At 63.2% G+C, this 16,430-nt stretch carries 11 protein-coding genes; 6 read left to right on the top strand and 5 right to left on the bottom strand.

Annotated features, from left to right (window positions below; genetic code table 11):
- The first annotated feature begins 191 nt into the window (after positions 1 to 191).
- The 4 genes from AAFG13_RS22115 to AAFG13_RS22130 are packed head-to-tail and all read left to right on the top strand — an operon-like array spanning position 192 to position 3,851.
- Positions 192 to 710: a MarR family transcriptional regulator gene (locus AAFG13_RS22115; RefSeq protein WP_342708196.1), complete on the top strand. Its 519-nt coding sequence runs from the start codon at positions 192 to 194 to the stop codon at positions 708 to 710.
- Positions 711 to 712: 2 nt separating this feature from the next.
- Complete coding sequence (locus tag AAFG13_RS22120) at positions 713 to 2,764, top strand: FUSC family protein (RefSeq protein WP_212318294.1); 2,052 nt, start codon at positions 713 to 715, stop codon at positions 2,762 to 2,764.
- Positions 2,761 to 2,967: a DUF1656 domain-containing protein gene (locus AAFG13_RS22125; RefSeq protein WP_173639069.1), complete on the top strand. Its 207-nt coding sequence runs from the start codon at positions 2,761 to 2,763 to the stop codon at positions 2,965 to 2,967. The genes AAFG13_RS22120 and AAFG13_RS22125 overlap by 4 nt, the downstream gene beginning before the upstream one ends.
- Positions 2,964 to 3,851 (top strand): HlyD family secretion protein, encoded by an 888-nt coding sequence (locus tag AAFG13_RS22130; RefSeq protein ID WP_212318296.1) that lies wholly within the window; start codon positions 2,964 to 2,966, stop codon positions 3,849 to 3,851. The genes AAFG13_RS22125 and AAFG13_RS22130 overlap by 4 nt, the downstream gene beginning before the upstream one ends.
- 95 nt (positions 3,852 to 3,946) lie before the next feature.
- Here the strand turns inward: AAFG13_RS22130 and AAFG13_RS22135 are convergent, their stop codons facing one another.
- Positions 3,947 to 4,810, bottom strand: a complete 864-nt coding sequence (locus tag AAFG13_RS22135; RefSeq protein WP_342708199.1) for a tetratricopeptide repeat protein — start codon at positions 4,808 to 4,810, stop codon at positions 3,947 to 3,949.
- A 37-nt stretch (positions 4,811 to 4,847) separates the two neighbouring features.
- Positions 4,848 to 5,501 (bottom strand): FecR domain-containing protein, encoded by a 654-nt coding sequence (locus tag AAFG13_RS22140; RefSeq protein ID WP_342708200.1) that lies wholly within the window; start codon positions 5,499 to 5,501, stop codon positions 4,848 to 4,850.
- Between the two features lie 400 nt (positions 5,502 to 5,901).
- On the opposite strand from AAFG13_RS22140, the gene AAFG13_RS22145 reads away from it, so the two are divergent.
- On the top strand, positions 5,902 to 9,915 hold the full coding sequence (locus AAFG13_RS22145; protein ID WP_342708201.1) for a DUF5801 repeats-in-toxin domain-containing protein: 4,014 nt from the start codon (positions 5,902 to 5,904) through the stop codon (positions 9,913 to 9,915).
- 69 nt (positions 9,916 to 9,984) lie between these two features.
- On the opposite strand, the gene AAFG13_RS22150 is transcribed toward AAFG13_RS22145, so the two are convergent.
- Positions 9,985 to 11,754 (bottom strand): alkaline phosphatase family protein, encoded by a 1,770-nt coding sequence (locus AAFG13_RS22150; protein ID WP_342708202.1) that lies wholly within the window; start codon positions 11,752 to 11,754, stop codon positions 9,985 to 9,987.
- Between the two features lie 426 nt (positions 11,755 to 12,180).
- On the opposite strand from AAFG13_RS22150, the gene AAFG13_RS22155 reads away from it, so the two are divergent.
- Positions 12,181 to 13,488 carry a cytochrome c peroxidase gene (locus tag AAFG13_RS22155; RefSeq protein ID WP_342708203.1) on the top strand — a complete coding sequence of 436 codons (1,308 nt, stop codon included), beginning with the start codon at positions 12,181 to 12,183 and terminating at the stop codon, positions 13,486 to 13,488.
- 9 nt (positions 13,489 to 13,497) lie between these two features.
- Here the strand turns inward: AAFG13_RS22155 and AAFG13_RS22160 are convergent, their stop codons facing one another.
- Positions 13,498 to 14,211, bottom strand: a complete 714-nt coding sequence (locus tag AAFG13_RS22160; protein WP_249132581.1) for a hypothetical protein — start codon at positions 14,209 to 14,211, stop codon at positions 13,498 to 13,500.
- A 120-nt stretch (positions 14,212 to 14,331) separates the two neighbouring features.
- The gene (locus tag AAFG13_RS22165) at positions 14,332 to 16,389 is read right to left on the bottom strand and encodes an alkaline phosphatase family protein (protein ID WP_342708204.1); all 2,058 of its coding nucleotides are present in this window, start codon (positions 16,387 to 16,389) and stop codon (positions 14,332 to 14,334) included.
- Positions 16,390 to 16,430: the final 41 nt, after the last annotated feature.

Genomic DNA, 16,430 nt, shown 5'->3' on the forward strand with positions numbered 1-16,430 from the left:
GCGACTGCGCATGTTCTCAACCTCCTGTCGCTTCCCGGCCAGGAAGTCGGCGTGCTGGGGTGGGATGTTCCGCTACCTCGATAGCACCGGCCACGTCGACGCCCCTGCCGCGTGATCGCATTTGCGTGATCATCGGCAACGCTCGAAGCAATATTATTGCATCCTAATAGTTCGCATCCTATCTAATTTGCGTGCCTCCTTCGCAATCCCATATCCACGCCGAGATCGGCCGCCTGATCACCAGGCTCGCGCGGATCTGGCGGCGCGAGTCGGATCAGGCGCTGTCCGATCACGGCCTGTCCTACGCGACGGCTATACCGCTGCTGGTGCTGTCGCGGCAGGGCGAGAACGTCCGCCAGGGCGTGCTCGCCGACGAACTGGGGATCGAAGGGCCTTCACTGGTGCGGCTGATCGATCTGCTGCAGTCCGAAGGCCTGGTCGAGCGTCGCGAGGACCCAACCGATCGGCGCGCCAAGACACTGCATCTCACCGCGGCCGGCGAAGCCAAGGTCGAGGAAACCAACCGGGTGCTGCGGCGCGTGCGGGCCAGCGTGCTGAAGGATATCGGCAGCGAGGAACTTGCGATAACCTTCGAGACGCTGCAGCGCATCGAGGCGCGGGCGAGCCGCCTGCAAGACGCCAAGAGCGCTGCAGCCAAGACCGCTCTAGCCAAGACCGCTCTAGCCAAGACCGCTGCAGAGGCGAAATAGTCATGCGCGCGGAAGAGCCGTTCCTGGTCCGCCACGCGGACCTCATCTTCGCGTTGAAGACGTTCGCCGCGTCGATGCTGGCGCTTGTCATCGCATTGGCGATCGATCTGCCGCGGCCCTATTGGGCGATGGCGACGGTCTATATCACGTCGCAGCCGTTGGCCGGCGCGACCAGCTCGAAGGCGTTCTTCCGCGTGATTGGTACCCTCGTCGGCGCGAGCATGACGGTCGCCCTGGTGCCGAACCTGATCAATGCGCCGGAGCTGCTGTGCCTCGCGATCGCGCTCTGGGTCGGACTGTGCCTTTATCTGTCGTTGCTCGACGGCACGCCGCGCAGCTATGTCTTCATGCTGGGCGGATATACCGTCGCACTGATCGGCTTTCCGTCGGTCGCCGACCCGGGCAGCATCTTCGATGTTGCGCTGGCGCGGGTCGAGGAGATCTCGCTCGGCATCATCTGTGCGAGCCTGGTGTCGACCGTGGTGTTCCCGCGCAGCGTCGCGCCGGCGGTCGGCGGCCGCGTCAGGAGCTGGCTGTCGGATGCGCGCCGCCTGTCCCGCGACGTACTGCTTGATCGCGGGACCAGCGAGACGCGCCGGGCCCAACGCCTTCGCCTTGCGACCGACATCGTCGAGATCGATACGCTGGCAACCCATGTCGCCTATGACCGGCTGGCCGATGCCGGCACCGCGCGTGGCCTCGGCGAGGTCCGGCTGCGCATGCTGATGCTGCTGCCGATCATCACGTCGATCGAAGACCGGCTCGCCGCACTCGGCGAAGCGGCGCTGCCAAGGCAGCCGGAGCTGCGGCGCCTGATCGGCGATCTCGCCGCATGGATCGTGGACGACGATCGCCAGCGGCAATCCGGCAACGAGATCCGCGCTGCGATCGCCGAGCGGCAATCTGCCCTCGACGGCCTCGCGCCGCGCGAGCGCATCATCACGATCAGCCTGCTGCTCCGGCTCCGCGAGCTCGTCGACATCTCGGCCGACTGCCGCGCAATCGGCGATGCGATTGCCGCGGGCCAGGATATCTCAACCGTCCCGCTGGCGTTCCACCCGGAATCGGGCGCCGCGCCGGTCCGTCATCGCGACCACGGCATGGCGCTGTGGTCTGCCGCGGGGGCGGCGGTCGCCATCCTGATCTGCTGCGGCCTGTGGATTGCGACCGGCTGGGCCGATGGCGCCTCGGCGCCGATGATGGCCGCGGTCGCCTGCTCCTTCTTCGCCGCGCAGGACGAGCCGGCGCGCAGCATCCGGGCCTTCGGCCTGTTCTCGCTGGTCGCGATCGTCGTCGTCGCGATCTATCAATTCGCACTGGTGCCGGGCATCTCCCATGTCGAGGTTCTGATCGCCGCGCTGGCGCCGACCTTCCTGCTGTACGGCTTCCTGATCGCGCGGCCCAAAACCGCGCCGATCGGCATGGCGCTCGCCGCCAACACCGCGACGCTGCTGGCGCTGCAATCGACCTACAGCGCCGATTTTGCCGGTTTTGCCAACACGTCGGTCGCCTTCTTCCTCGGTGTCGTCATCGCCGAGATCGTGACGCGGGTCGCGCGCGGCGTCGGCGCCGAATGGATCGCCAAGCGGCTGATGACGTCGGGCTGGCAGACGCTTGCGGTCGCGGCCGAGCGGCGCGGCCACGGCGATCGCGCGCAGTTCGCCGGTCTGATGCTGCATCGGCTCGGCCTCCTGGTCCAGCGCATCGCCTTCATCTCCGAGAGCGACCGCCGCGATGCCGACAGCCTGGTCCAGCTGCGCATCGGGCTCAACATCATCGACCTCAGGCGAGCCCGTTACGGCCTCGCCGCATCGACCGTGCGCACCATCGACGACATGCTGGACGACCTCGCGGCGGCGTTTCGTGCCCATGCGGACGAGGCGTTGCCGGCCGAATTGCTGTCGCGCGTCGATGCGGCCGTGACCGCGGTCGTCAAGGATCCCAATGAACGCGCGCGGGACGATGCATTGCTCGGCCTCGTCGGCATCCGCCGCGGCCTGTTTCCGGATGCGCCTGCGTATCGATCGCAGCCGGAGGAGAGTTTTGCTGCATGAGATATGAGCTCGACATCTACGGTGTCCTGGTCCCGGCGCTGCTGCTGTGGCTGATCGTGGCCTATGCGCTGAGCGCGGGGATCAGCCGGATCATGCAGCGCTTCGGGCTCTACCGGCTGGTCTGGCATCGCGCGCTGTTCAATTTCGCCCTGTACGTATGTCTGCTGGGCGTCGTCGTCTATCTTTCGGAGTTTCTGCCATGAAAGGGAATTTCGCCTGGCTCGGCCGGGTCGCGCTGACCGCGATCGCACTCGTCGCCGCGCTCGCCGTCGGCCGCGCGCTCTGGATCTACTACATGGAGTCGCCGTGGACTCGCGACGGCAGGGTCCGCGCCGACGTGGTTCAGGTAGCTCCTGACGTCTCCGGCTTCGTCACCGACGTGCTGGTCAAGGACAATCAGCAAGTGCATCGCGGCGATATCCTGTTCCGGATCGATCGCGCCCGCTTTGCCCTGGCATTGCAGCAGGCCGACGCTGCGGTCGCCGGCCATCGCGCGACACTGGATCAAGCCGACGCCGACCTCAAACGCTACAGCGCGCTGACCACCGATGCGGTGTCGCAGCAGAAGCAGGAGCAGGTACTGGCCACCCAGCTTCAGGCCAAGGCCGCCTATGACCAGTCGGTCGCCGATCGCGCGGTGGCGCAGCTCAACCTCGATCGCAGCGAAGTCCACGCGTCGGTGAACGGCACCATCACCAATATGGACCTGCGGCCCGGCGCCTACGTCACCGCGGGCAAGGGCGTGATGGCGCTGGTCGACACCGATACGCTGCATGTCGAGGGCTATTTCGAGGAGACCAAGCTCGCGCGCATTCGCGTCGGCGACAAGGCGCAGGTCCGGCTGATGGGTGAGCCGGTCCGGCTCACCGGACATGTCGAGAGCATTGCGGCCGGCATCGCGGACCGCGACCGAACGGACGGCGCGAACCTGCTCGCTAACGTCAATCCGACCTTCAGCTGGGTCCGGCTCGCACAACGCGTTCCGGTGCGCATCGCGCTCGATCACCTGCCGGATCGCATCGCACTGGTCGCCGGGCGTTCGGCCACGGTCGAGATCATGGACCAGAGCAATTTCGGTTCTGATTGAATCAGAACCGAAACTCTAGACTCTTGTTTTGACGCGTTTTCTTCACGCGAACCGGCGTCCACTTCGCTCGAAAACGCTCTAGCTGGCCATGCGCGCTATTGCACGCCGTAGCGGGTGAAGTCGTCTCCGATGCTGCCCTGGATCGCCTTGGCCGCCGAGATGTCGGCATTGCCGCCGGCCTTGTCGCCCTGCTTCAGCTTCGCCAGCCCGCGTCCATAGAGTGCGCTTGCCAGCTTCGGATCGGTGCGTAGCGCGGAGCTATAGTCGTCGATTGCCGCGCGGAGCTCGCCGGTCTTCAGATGGATCAGGCCGCGCGAGTCGTAGGTCGCGGCGTCGGCGGATCCCGATTGCAGCGCCTTGTTGCAATCTTCCAGCGCCTCCTGCAACGAACCAAGGATAGCCCGGCTCCAGCAGCGTCCGTTCCACACGCCGTCCAGGTTCGGCTCGAGGCGAATGGCCTGATCGTAGTCCTGCCCTGCGCGGGCATATTCATTTTTCTTCAGGTAGGCACCGGCTCGGTTGGCAAAGGCTTCGCCGTAATTCGGGTTGAGCCTGATGGCCTGATCGAACGCGTCGGTCGCGCGATCGTATTCGCGCTTTCTGAAGTAAGCCACGCCGCGGTTGTTGAACGGCTTGGCGTAGGTTGGATTGAGCTCGATGGATCGATCAAAATCCGGGATGGCACGGTCATAGTCTCCCTTGGCGGCGTAGGCGTTGCCGCGGTTGTTGTAGGCGATCGCAAGGCCGGCCGGCGTCATGTCCTGACCCGCGTCGATCAGCGCCGTGCATCCTTCAATGCGCGCGTCGAGGGGCGCATGCTCTCGCCCGCTGCACAGTTCGACGTTCCGCAGATAGCTGTCCTTCGGCTTCGTCTTCTGCGCGACCGCCGGTAATGCAAAGAGCGCAACGAGAAGCGATATCAGGTTGACAATTGCGCCGGCGCTTGCACGAGATTTCATGTCGGCCCTTGCTTGCTCGAAAAGGCCCACGCTTGGCCTAGCATCCTCGGCAGATGTTCGGATTGAACTTGTGGAGGATGTTTTGCTCAGGTCGCTGCGTCGTTCGCGTCCCGGTCTTTCTGACCTTGCTCTTGCCCTCCTCGACGAGCGTAGCGAACCTCACCGTTCCATCCTCAGATATTTCGATGCGCGGCGTGGTGCCTCGAATTCCCATCGTTGCGGCAGGCGTGTCGATCTTCATGTCACCGGTCTTCGCGATATTGCCGGCAACGAAGGTGAACGTTCCATTGGCCAGCTTGAACAAGGTCGAGTTCGACTTGCCGTTCGGGTCGTATACAAATTCGGTCATCGCCATCTTGGCGTTGCTCGACAGATTGAACGAGGTGCCATCGGTGAAGTTGATCCCCACCCGTCCGTCGGCCCCGGTCTGCACCACATCGCCCAAATAGACGGGGTCGCCAACCTGCGTTTGAGGCGGTTTGTCGGGCAACCCTGCTTGAACGACGACAGCACCCGCATGCTCGATCGTGACCGAACCGGTGGCCGCCACTACTCTCCCGATGAATTTCAATGGAGAATTCTGGACTGCGGGCTGCGCCGGCTCGGTTTGCGCCTGCACCTCGCCGGGCGCGAGAGTTGCGAGCGCCAGGACGAAGCCTGCAAGCAATTGAACAAGCAAATGGATGCGCACGATCCCCTCCTTTGAGAAGATTTCGTCGTGTCGCAGCGCGATGGTAACCGGACCGTCGGGCCGAGACCGCAGGACCTTGAGTGCCAAAAGAGTTGCCGCAGACAGGCCTAAGTACCTGACGCAGTTCGACTAAAAATTAATAAGTGGACAATTTGCTTGGTAACTATACTATTAATCTTGTGGGGCTGCACGCGCGATAAAGGACAGCTGTTCTGCCATTTTCGTAAAAGCTCCGCGCAGTACTGGAATTCGATTTTCACTACCGAATTTAGTTTCAATCAGGACGTTTCGGCGGGCAAGCCTATGGCTGCTGACGCGAGGATTTTTTACCTCGCGGCGAGCCAAACCAAAAAACTCGGCAACCACGTTCCGTCTGAATTGCTCAGCAGGCGAAAAGCCAATGTCAGTTGCGTCCGGCGTCGAGTTCGGGGGCGTGTGCGTGGCCGCTTTGGGCCGGCCGCCCCGATTGATCGGCAACATTCAGACGGCGATCGGCTGCGGCACTATCAAGCGTGCGAGCGGCATCGCGGTTCGAGGCGCGATTGGCGACCCCGTTCGCGAGGGTGACGTCATCGAGGTCGCAGCCGGCGGGCGGATCGAGATACGCTTGATCGATGGCAGGGTGCTCGACCTGCCAGGCGGCACCTGCCTCAAGCTAGATGCATGCGCGCAGGACCCCAGCGACATCGCGCGACCGGGCCTGCTCGCGAAGACCAGGGGCATCTTCCGTTCCATTGGCAGTTGGCTGGCGAGGTCGGGCCCCCCGACAGCGGCCCCGTCGGTGGGCGACATTCGAGCGGGCGGCTTCGGCACGCTTTCGCTCACCGCGCTGACCTTCTCGCTCCTGAACGAGGCCCGGGCTGCGGAGCCGAACGTCACGTTCCTGGACGACGACAGCATCAGCTACAAAGACCTCCACCACGGCGTGTTTGAGCTCGTGACCAAGGAGGCGATCCCCCGGCACATCATCGTCGAGGATCCCGGCGAGACGATCATTCTGAGCAGAAAAGGGTCTTCTTTCGGCGTAAGCCATGTCACGAATTCTGCTGCGCACATGGAGGAGTTGCGGGAGGCCCAACAGGAGGCGCTTGCCAATTTCGAGAAGGGAGCAGGATCAAAAGGGTCCGGCATGCCCGCTCTCGATGGGTCGCCGTTGCTGCAACCGATCAATTTTCAGCCTGGCGCCCCGCCGCTGACGCAAGATCCGCTCGCGCCCGTGCCGGTGGTTATCTTCGCCACCATTGAGACCTTCAAGCCGCCGCCGGTGCCGCCGAGCCTGAACCTCGGAGCAGGACTGGCAGAAATCGACACGGCGAAATTTGACGACTTCAGTGCGGCGAGCGGGACCTTTTCCGCGAGCAGCAAGAACGGTGCAGTGACATTCGGTATCGGCGGCGGAACTGCCGGCAACGTGGTGCTGGGCCAGCTGACCTACGACGTGTCGAGCACTGGACAGTTTGGCACGCTCTACCTCAACAGCGCGACGGGAAACTACACATTCGTTCCGAACAATGCCGCGATCAACGCGCTGAAGGTCAACTCGAGCCAGAGTTTCGTTATCACCGTATCGGACGGCACGCTCTCGACGAGTGAGAGCTTCAACATCACCATTGTTGGTGTCGACGACGCCTCCATCATCTCCGGCGCCAAGGCTGGCGCGGTTGTGGGGGCAGTCGGCGTCAGCGGAGCCTCGCCCGGTCTGCTCATCGCGACCGGCACGCTCACCGACACCGATGTCGACGACCCCGCCAACACCTTCACCGCGGTGAACGTGCCCACGACAAGCGCGGGCGGCCATGGCACATTCACACTAACGACGGCCGGCGTGTGGACCTATACGCTCAACAACGCCGACAGCTCCGTGCAAGCCCTCCATGTCGGCGACACGCTGACCGACAGCTTCACGGTGACCACGATTGGCGGAACCCCGCAGGTGGTGACAATCACCATCCACGGCCCGCTGATCGAGGCCAGAACGGCGCCGTCGCTGACGCTGAGCGAGACGCACCTGACAGCGACGGCGCTGGACGACAACATCGCCGGCTCGGCGCCGGACGCCGCGTTGACGACGACCTCAGGCGAGTTCTCGGCGGCATTCGTTACCGAAGCGGGGCTGGCGGTCAGCTACGCGCTGACGATCACCGGCGGCAACGGTGCAGCGTCGGGGCTGATCGACTCGCACACCGGCCTCTCCGACGTGCTGGTTCTGAACGGTAACACCATCGAAGGCCATGTCGGCACAGCAAGCGGCACGCTCGCATTTACTATCACGGTCGATCCGGCCACGGGCCGCGTGACCTTCGTCGAGCACCGCGCGGTGGAACAATCGTCCGGCACCAGCCCGGACAGCGGCGAAGCGATCGCGCTAGGGACGGGCATTGTAAATCTGATCGCGACGGTGACGAGCAGCGATGGCCTGTACCAGGATATAAGCATCGATCTCGGCAAGCAGCTGACAATCACGGACGATGGCCCGCACATTGCGGCGACGGGCACAGCCCCATCGCTGACGCTGAGCGAGACGCATCTGACGGCAACGGCGCTGGACGACCACATCGCGGGCTCGGCACCGTGCGCGGCACTGACGACGATTTCGGCTGATTTCTCGACGGCATTCACTTCGGTACAAGGCGCCGATGGCGCGACGACCCACTATGCCCTGATGATCAACGGAGGTAACAGCACTCCGTCCGGTCTGACCGACTCACATACCGGCCTCGCCGACGTGCTGGTTCTGCACGGCGACACAATCGAAGGCCACGTCGGCACGGCAAGCGGGGAGCTGGCATTCACCATCGCGCTTGATTCGGCCACCGGAAGCGTCACTTTCACCGAATATCGCGCGGTGACGCATCCGTCCTGCACCAGCGCTGACGAAGCCGCGTCGCTGACCGCCGGCATCGTGAACCTGGTTGCCACCATCACGGACAAGGATGGTGACACCCAGAGCGCGTACATCGACCTCGGCAAGCAGTTGACGATCACGGACGATCACCCGACCATTTGCGGCTTCCCGGAGACCTTCGTCGCCGCTCAGGACAATCAGACTGCAACCGGCACTTACCATGTCGATTTCGGCGCGGATGGCGACGCCGCGATGCGCGTTGCTGTCTACAATGGTGCAGTCGGCTGCACGGGATACGATCTGGCCACGTCATCCCTGGGTGACGGCATCACCTCGGTGCACGTCACCGGACATGGCGATGACTACAGCTTCTACTATACGACCCATGAGGTGGGCGGCGGTGTCGAGCTCGACGCGTACTTCAGGGATTGCGATGGCACGCTGGCCGATCCGTACTTCAAGTTGCTGATCGATCCGGATGGAACCTATTGCTTTGATCTAGAGCACGCCGGGCTGTCGAAGAACGTCACCGTTAGCGGATCCGATTTCGACGCCCCGGCCTGCGGCACGCCGTCATTAACCGCTCCGGACGGACAACTGGTGATTACCGGGTCCGACTGCGCCGGCCATCCGCTCGACGTCAAAGCGTCGGAGTGCGGTATCGCGGTCGGCGACAGCGGACTGCAAATGGACCCCACTGAGCAGTTGAATCTCGCGTTCTCCGGGAAGCAGTCGCAGGTCAGTTTCGATCTCACGCAATGGCAGGGTTATGGCACCGCCGGCGTGATCCTCAAGGTTCTTGACGGCGGCGCCGACGTTCACGACTTCTGCATCGATGTTCCCAAACCGCTGTGCGGCAGTGCCAGCTTCGTGGTCCAGGAGACATCGGATGCTTCGTTGATCGACACCTATGCTTTTGATGCCACGACGACGACGTACACGCTGTACGTTGACAAGGCTTTCAATCAAGTCCAGGTCGACTACGATCGGCCGGAGGCCGGGCACCCCACCTTCGCAGTCAACAACATCAACTATACCGAGAAGACGAGTATCAATACGGATCTCCTGTTCGATGTAACTGCGGTCGACGGAGATGGCGACTCGGCTACAACCAATCTTCAGGTCGATATTCAGTGCCACACGGCGGGGATGGACGCCTTCACATTCGCGCCCAGCCCGGACAGTGCTGCTGCACCACCGGTCGGCGGCAGCACCAACGCTCCAGCCTCCGTCGTCAGCGCTACGTCAACCAGCGGCCACGAAGACGCAGCATCGTCACAGGCCATGGTGCCCTTCGTAGGGAGCGGAACGTCCGGAACCGAGCAGTCCTTTCATTTCGCGGAGCAACTTCCGAGCCATGAACAGCAGGGAGCTTCGTCCCCTGCACAATTCGATCAAGCCGCGGCGTGGTTCGGTCACCACCAGGATTTCTCCGGCTTTCGCCTGGCACAAGGGGCTGCAGATGGAGCGCCAGCAACTGGGACGGCGATCCCGGAGCACCAGCCAGAATATTCCTCGATCAACATGGACGCCGTCGTGACCCATGCGCCTCACGATCTGATCATGTAAGGGCCCTGAAGCCTGGTGAAGGTCCTGGCCCGCGTCGGATGTCGGCGCGGGCCAGGATCGTTTCTCGGGTCAGTGCCAGCCTTCGCCGGCCTTCAGCGCCGCCGAGAGGCTGCGCACCGGGCGCGTCACCAGCGGATCGAGATCGAAGCGCTTCTCGAGCAGCCGGAGGATCGACGTGGTGTCGAAGTCCTCATGCGCGACGCCCGACTTGTTGAAGCGCTTGGCGATCAGCAGTGCCGGAATGCGGGTGCCCGGACCCCACTGGTCCGCAGCACGGGCCTCGGCACCACGGCGGTTGTGCGGCGGGGGCGGAACGTGGTCCCACTGTCCACCGAACTCGTCATAGGTGATGACGATCAGCGTGTCCCTGCCATCCGGCCCTTCGACGATCGCCTTGACGAGATCGACGAGATGCTGGCTGCCTTCGGATTCACTGGTGTAGCCCGGATGCTCGTTCTCCTCGCCGATCGGCTTGATGAAGCTGACCTGCTTCAGCCGGCCGTTCTTGGCCGCCTGGATGAACTCCGCCTCGTCCTTCAGGTGATCCCTGCGGGCCTGTGTTCCTGGCGCGTAACTGGCGAAGTAGTTGAGCGCCTGATGGTGGAACTGGAAGTCCACATCCGGGCAGTTCGGGAACACCGCCGTGGAGAGATGGTTCGGATCGGTGCAGGTGGTGCCGTTGCCGTTGGTCCAGCCGGACGCGCCGACATCGCCATTGGCGTTCGACCAGCCGCCCGAATACCAGGCCCAGTCAACATGCTTGGCCGACAGCCGATCGCCGATGTTCGGCGTGTGTAGCGGCGGCAGGCGCTTGATGTCCGGAGTGCCCGGCGAATAGGGCTGATAGGTCGGCTGCGTGGTGTTGACCGCGTAGTCGCCGCAGGCGAGGCCAGCCGGCAGGCCGGTCTGGTTGCATTTCGCCGTCAGCTGCGCATCCTTCACGGTCGAGACCGGCGTATAGAGCGGCGTGCTGGTCGGCATGCCGTTGGCGTCGACGATGGAGTGGAAGTCGTTGGCGCTGCCGTCGTTCAAGGCGCCGACGAATTGCGGCGCCGCGGCCGCGACCAGGAACTGGTGGTTGAGGAACGAACCGCCGAAGGCGCCCTGGAAGAAGCTGTCGGCGATGACGTAGTTCGGCGCGCCGTGGCCGTGGAGATAGGTGTAGATGGGCAGCTTCTTGGTGTCGTAGTAGCCCATGACAAGACCCGCAGCATCGCTGCCGGTCATGTAGCGGTTCTGCCGGCCATCGTTGAGCTGGTACTGCTCGCTGTAGAAGCGATGCACAATGTCCTCGGTGCAGCCGCCGGGCGCGCCGGTGCCGTTGAGGAATCCGTGCGCCGCGAAAGACCCGAGCGGCTTCGGACAGGTGGTCGCCGAGGTCGGGATGAAGTCGTTGATCTCGAACGGCTTGTTCTTGAAGGCGCTGAGGATCGCGACCGAGCCCGTATTGTCGGTGCAGGTCGTCGGCTGCGGCGACGGTGAAGTCAGGTTGACGTCAGTCTGCAACAGACAGGCATAGACGGTCTGGTTGTCCTGCCGGACCTGCAGCGTATGGGCTTGATCGGCGTCGGAGGTACCATTGATCCGGTCACGGCCGACATCGCCCCAGTGTCCATAGAGGTTATCGAAGCTGTGGTTCTCCTGGTAGATGACGACGATGTGCTTGTATTGATGCACACCTTCATGACCGCGGTCGCGCAGGTCACGCAGCTCGTCCCTGACCTCGTGCTTGAACTCATCAATGATCTTTTCGACCAAATTCTCGGCGTTTGCCACCGGTGAGATGGCAACGGCGCCAGCAACAACTGCGAGCGCCGGAATGGCTCCCCAAAGCCGCATAGTGCTCTCCTGATTCAGAAAGAAATAGAAATGGAGTTACACGCTATGCAAAACACATTTCGCCGGGATGACCGTTTTTCGACGCGCGCACAAACGCGTGAAAAGATGCACGCGCCGATAAATCTTCGTTCTGTCAAATCGAGATCGGCCTGCGTCTCGTTGATCGATCGTCATCAAACCGCAATCAACAGTCGTCTATCCAAACAGATGGTCATTGATCCTGCCGACAGGAAACTGTCATCTCCGTGACATCTTCCAACGTACGGCAGCGCAAATGCATTGTGACAGGGGCGTTTTCTCGCAATGGTTTGGGATATTCTGGCGTCCGGTTCCGGAAAATGTCGTGCGGCATCGGCCGACCATGGCGTTCGAACCGCACGGGTCGCGTTGCTGGCAGTCGTCGTTGCGCTTCTCCCGTCGCGCGCGATGGCATTCCCGCTCGGGGGCGACCAGACCGTGCTGCCGGCCGGCACCGAGTTTTCAGAGGAAGCGCTGGCACGGCCGCGCGAAATCTTTCATTCCGAAGCGATGGGCGGGCGAAAGTCCTATCTGGTCAATCTCGGCGATCTCGCGTTCAATTCGCCTTCCATCCTGGGCGGCAAGGCCCGCCAGGCCGAGATGAGCTGCGGCACCTGTCACGTCAACGGCGCATCGAACCCGAAATTGTTCGTTCCGGGCGCATCCTCCCGCCCCGGCACCTTCGACACGACCAGCCTTGTGTTCAACGCGAAGACGTTCAACAGCATCCTCGATCCGGTCAGGATCCCGAGCCTGCGGGGCGCCCGCTTCCTCGCCCCCTACGGACATGACGGGCGCATCACCTCGCTGCGCGACTTCGTATATAATGTCATCGTCAATGAGTTTTCCGGACCGCGGCCGCGCGACGAGATTCTCGACGGCCTCGTCGCCTATATCAACGATATCGATTTCCTCCCCAATCCGAAGATGGCGCCCGGCGGCAGGCTTGCCGCGCAGGCAAGCTTGCCCGAGCGCCGCGGCGAGGCGCTGTTCTTCAAACCGTTCCCCAAGCAGGCCGAGCTGAGCTGCGCCGGCTGTCATCTTCCGGCCGGAACCTTCAACGACCAGCTGCGTCACGACGTCGGATCCGGCGGGCTGGTCAAGACCCCCACTCTGCTCAACGCCAATTTCAATGCGCCCTACTTCCACGACGGCCGCTATGACAGCTACGAACAGGTCGTCGACCATTTCGATCGCGTGTTCGACCTCGAATTGTCGACCCAGGACACGCAGGACCTCGTAGCCTATCTGAATGCGGTCGGCGACGGCGAACGCCCGTTCGACAAGGACGGCGTCGTGCTCCGGATGAAGGAAGTGCTGGAGCTCTCGAGCGTGCTCGAGGTCGCGATCCCGGCCGCCGATACCGCAGTGGTGTCACTGGCCGTGACCGGGGTCGGCGCCGAACTGCGCGAATTGACCGAGCACATCCCCGACATCAGGAACACCTCGGTCGGCGGCAAGGCCGAGCGGCTCGCTGCGCGCGCAATCCTGAAGGATCTCGTTCTGACCTTGCGCCGTATCGACCTCGAGGTCGGCGCCGGCCGGATCGACGAAGCGATGGCGGAATTCCGCAAATTTGCCCAGTTGGTGAATTTCGACGTTCCGGTCGCCCTGAAGAAGGCCGAGCCCTGGTCCCTCTTCAACAGCAACGTGCATCAGTCGCACTACACGGCGCTCGGCCGGATATTGCCGGTGACAAGCCAGCAGCCGCAGTAGCGCACGCACTCACTGCGAGGCCGGCGGCGCGACCCATACGTCGCTCTGCTGGATCCGGCGGATCAGCGCCACCGGGTCGAACTTGCGCAGACCTGCGGGAATTTCGAAGGTTTGCGCCGGCTGCGGCTCGTCGCGGATGTGATCGGCGACGATCACCGTCCCATCCGCGGTCTTGATCTGCACCGGAAACCCGCGCGCGCGGTCGACCCAGCCGGTAAAGCTCAAGCCGGACGGCGCCGCGATTCGATAGACGTCGGTGTTGCGCCCCGCGATCGCTTCCTCTCCATCGCGCTGGCAGTGCCATGTCGCGAGATCGACCGGCGCGGACAGCTGCGCCATCGCCAGCCATTGCCGGCAGGGATCGTCCGGATCGACCGGGACGAACAGCTGGGTGAGCGGGCTCGATTGCATCGCCTTCATATAGACGTGTGCGGCCGGGCGGACGAAATAGGCGGCGGGCTTAGCCGTATCGAGCAGAAAGAAGCCGTCGGGCAGCGCGGTCGAATCGATCCGCGCTTTTCCGCCCGAGACCCGCAGCGTTCCCATGGCGGTTGCCGTATCGTCCTTCCGCGCGAGGAGGTCGGCGGAAAACTGCTGCGCCGCGGCCGGCGTCGGCACGTTGGCCAGGATGGCCATCGCGACGAACAGGCAGGCCATGGCATTCCTGCTGCCCTTCCACATCTTCTTCCACATCTTCCTGCACGTCGTCTCGTCGCGCTTCATCGCGTATCCCCGGTCGATCGGCTGGCGGGCCGGCAGAACATGACAGCGCCGACCGAACCAATGGTTCGATCGGCGCCGGCCTCGGATGGACTCAAGACCTCGTCCTGGACGAGAGCTCGATCACTCGGTGTAGGACAACGTGACCGGCTTGCTGAAGTCGAACGCGTCGAACAGGTCAGACAGCGCCGGGCTGTTGGTCGGGACGTACTCGTTGTTCTTCGAGTAGGTCGGGTTCGGCAGGTTATCGCGGCTGCGGTGCGTGAGCGGCTCGAGAGCCCAGTTGCGCTCAATGAACTTCAGCAGCGAAACGTGGTCGGCATAGTTGTGGTTGACCTTGCCGCCCGTCGAATAGGGCGAGAGGATCAGGGTCGGAATACGCGGTCCGTCGCCGAAGAAGTCGATCGACTGCGTGTAGCCGGAGTCCCAGTAGCCGCCGGCTTCGTCCCAGGTGATGAAGACCGCGGTGTCGGCCTTCAGCTCCGGATTGTTGTCCAGCGCGTTGAGCACGTTCAGGACATAGGCCTCGAACAGATCAACCTTCGAGCTCTGCGGATGACCGTCGAGCAGACCGTCCGGCTTGCCGAACGATACCGCGGGTAGCGTGTTGTGCTGGATCGCCGTGATCAGATCCGCCGTGTCCTTCATGTGAGCCTGACGCACGGCCGGGTTGGCCATGATCGAGGTCGCATACTGGAACGGGTTGCAGATCTGGCAGTAGGCAACACCGAGCGCGTGCGCCGGATCGGCGACCGCGGCGGCGCCGAGGTTGGGGTTCGAGGGGTTGGCGGCAACCGCGGCGTTGGAAAGCGCCACGGCGTCGTTGAACGCACCACCATAGAACGCCCAGGTGATGTTCTTCTCGATCAGAGCGTCACCGATCGTACGAACCGACGACGGCGGGACGTTGTTGCCGCCCGCCAGCGCGCCGTTCGGCAGATAGCCCGGATTGACGTTGTTGAGCATGTAGTAGTGGTTCGGTTTGCAGTTCGGCTCCGCCGCGTACGGCAGATTGTTGAGGTAGGTGACGATCGGCTTCACGCCGGGTTGGAACACGTCCGAGCAGTTGCTCCAATTGCCGTCGACGGTGTAGCGGTTGACCGAGCCCGCGACCGGGTTCGGGTTGGCGATCAGGTTCGCCGGCGGCGTCACCGGATTGCCCTTGCCATCGCTCCAGAAGGCCGCATCGCCGGTGCCGAGCATGAAGTGGTTCGCACCGGTGCCGCCATGGAACGACTGGTGGAAGTTGTCGCTCAGCGTGAAGCGGTCGGCGAGCATCTTCAGGATCGGGGCCTGACCCTGCTGGGCATTGTAGAAGCCCATCGAGTTGGCCATGCTCTTGTTCGACGCCGAATAGGTCGCCATCACGAACGGGAACAGGTCGTTCAGGCAGCCCGAATTGTTCTTCTTGGTGGCGCTGGCGGCGCTGCAATCTTCCTGCTGCCAGTCCTGATAGAAGCGATGGGTCGAGTCGCCGGTGTAGTCGTCGTCGCTGATCTGCTCGCCCTGCAGCGGGAACGGTCCGTTCAGTCCGCCGGCGCCGGGAACGCGGGTATCAAGCACACCGGTGGGCAGGCCGCTGAAGCCGGTGGTCAGGATGTCGAGATCGGCCGGGTCCATGTCCTTTTCGACGCTGGCTTCGGCAATCGTCTTGAACGGGGGCGACGTGTCGCCCTGCGCGGTCGGCGTGCCATTGGTGTTCGGCTGCGGCATCAAATTGGTCGCGTTGTAGGGCGACTTCGCGATCGCCGGCGCGCCGATGTAGAAGGACGGCTGGCCCGCGACCGAGTACTGCTGCGCCTGCGCGAAGTTCGGTCCCGGCGTTCCATCCTCGTTGACGATGCCCTTCGACAACAGGTTGGAGATGGTCTGCCCCTTGCCCTTCGGCTTGTAGATACCGAAGGTGTGATCAAGGCCGCGGTTCTCACCGATCAGGATGATGACGTGCTTGATCGGCGAAGCGGTCTTGCCCTTGCCGCCGTGATCCTTGTCGTCATGATCGTGGTCATGCTTGACGCGATCAGCCTCCTGATGCGCCTGGTGATTGTGATGCGGACGCTTGTCCCAATCACTGTGTCCGCCCGGATAGTGAGCGGCATATGCGGCTGTTGCGACGAGCACCGTTGACGCGATGCAGAGCGCGGTGCTGGTTCGCCAGTGCTTTTTGTAGTTCAAACTCATTGTCGACCTCAGGGTGTTTGCGGTTAGCAACACACACTGCT

Origin of the sequence: Bradyrhizobium sp. B124, from assembly GCF_038967635.1 — a bacterium.
GTDB lineage: Bacteria > Pseudomonadota > Alphaproteobacteria > Rhizobiales > Xanthobacteraceae > Bradyrhizobium.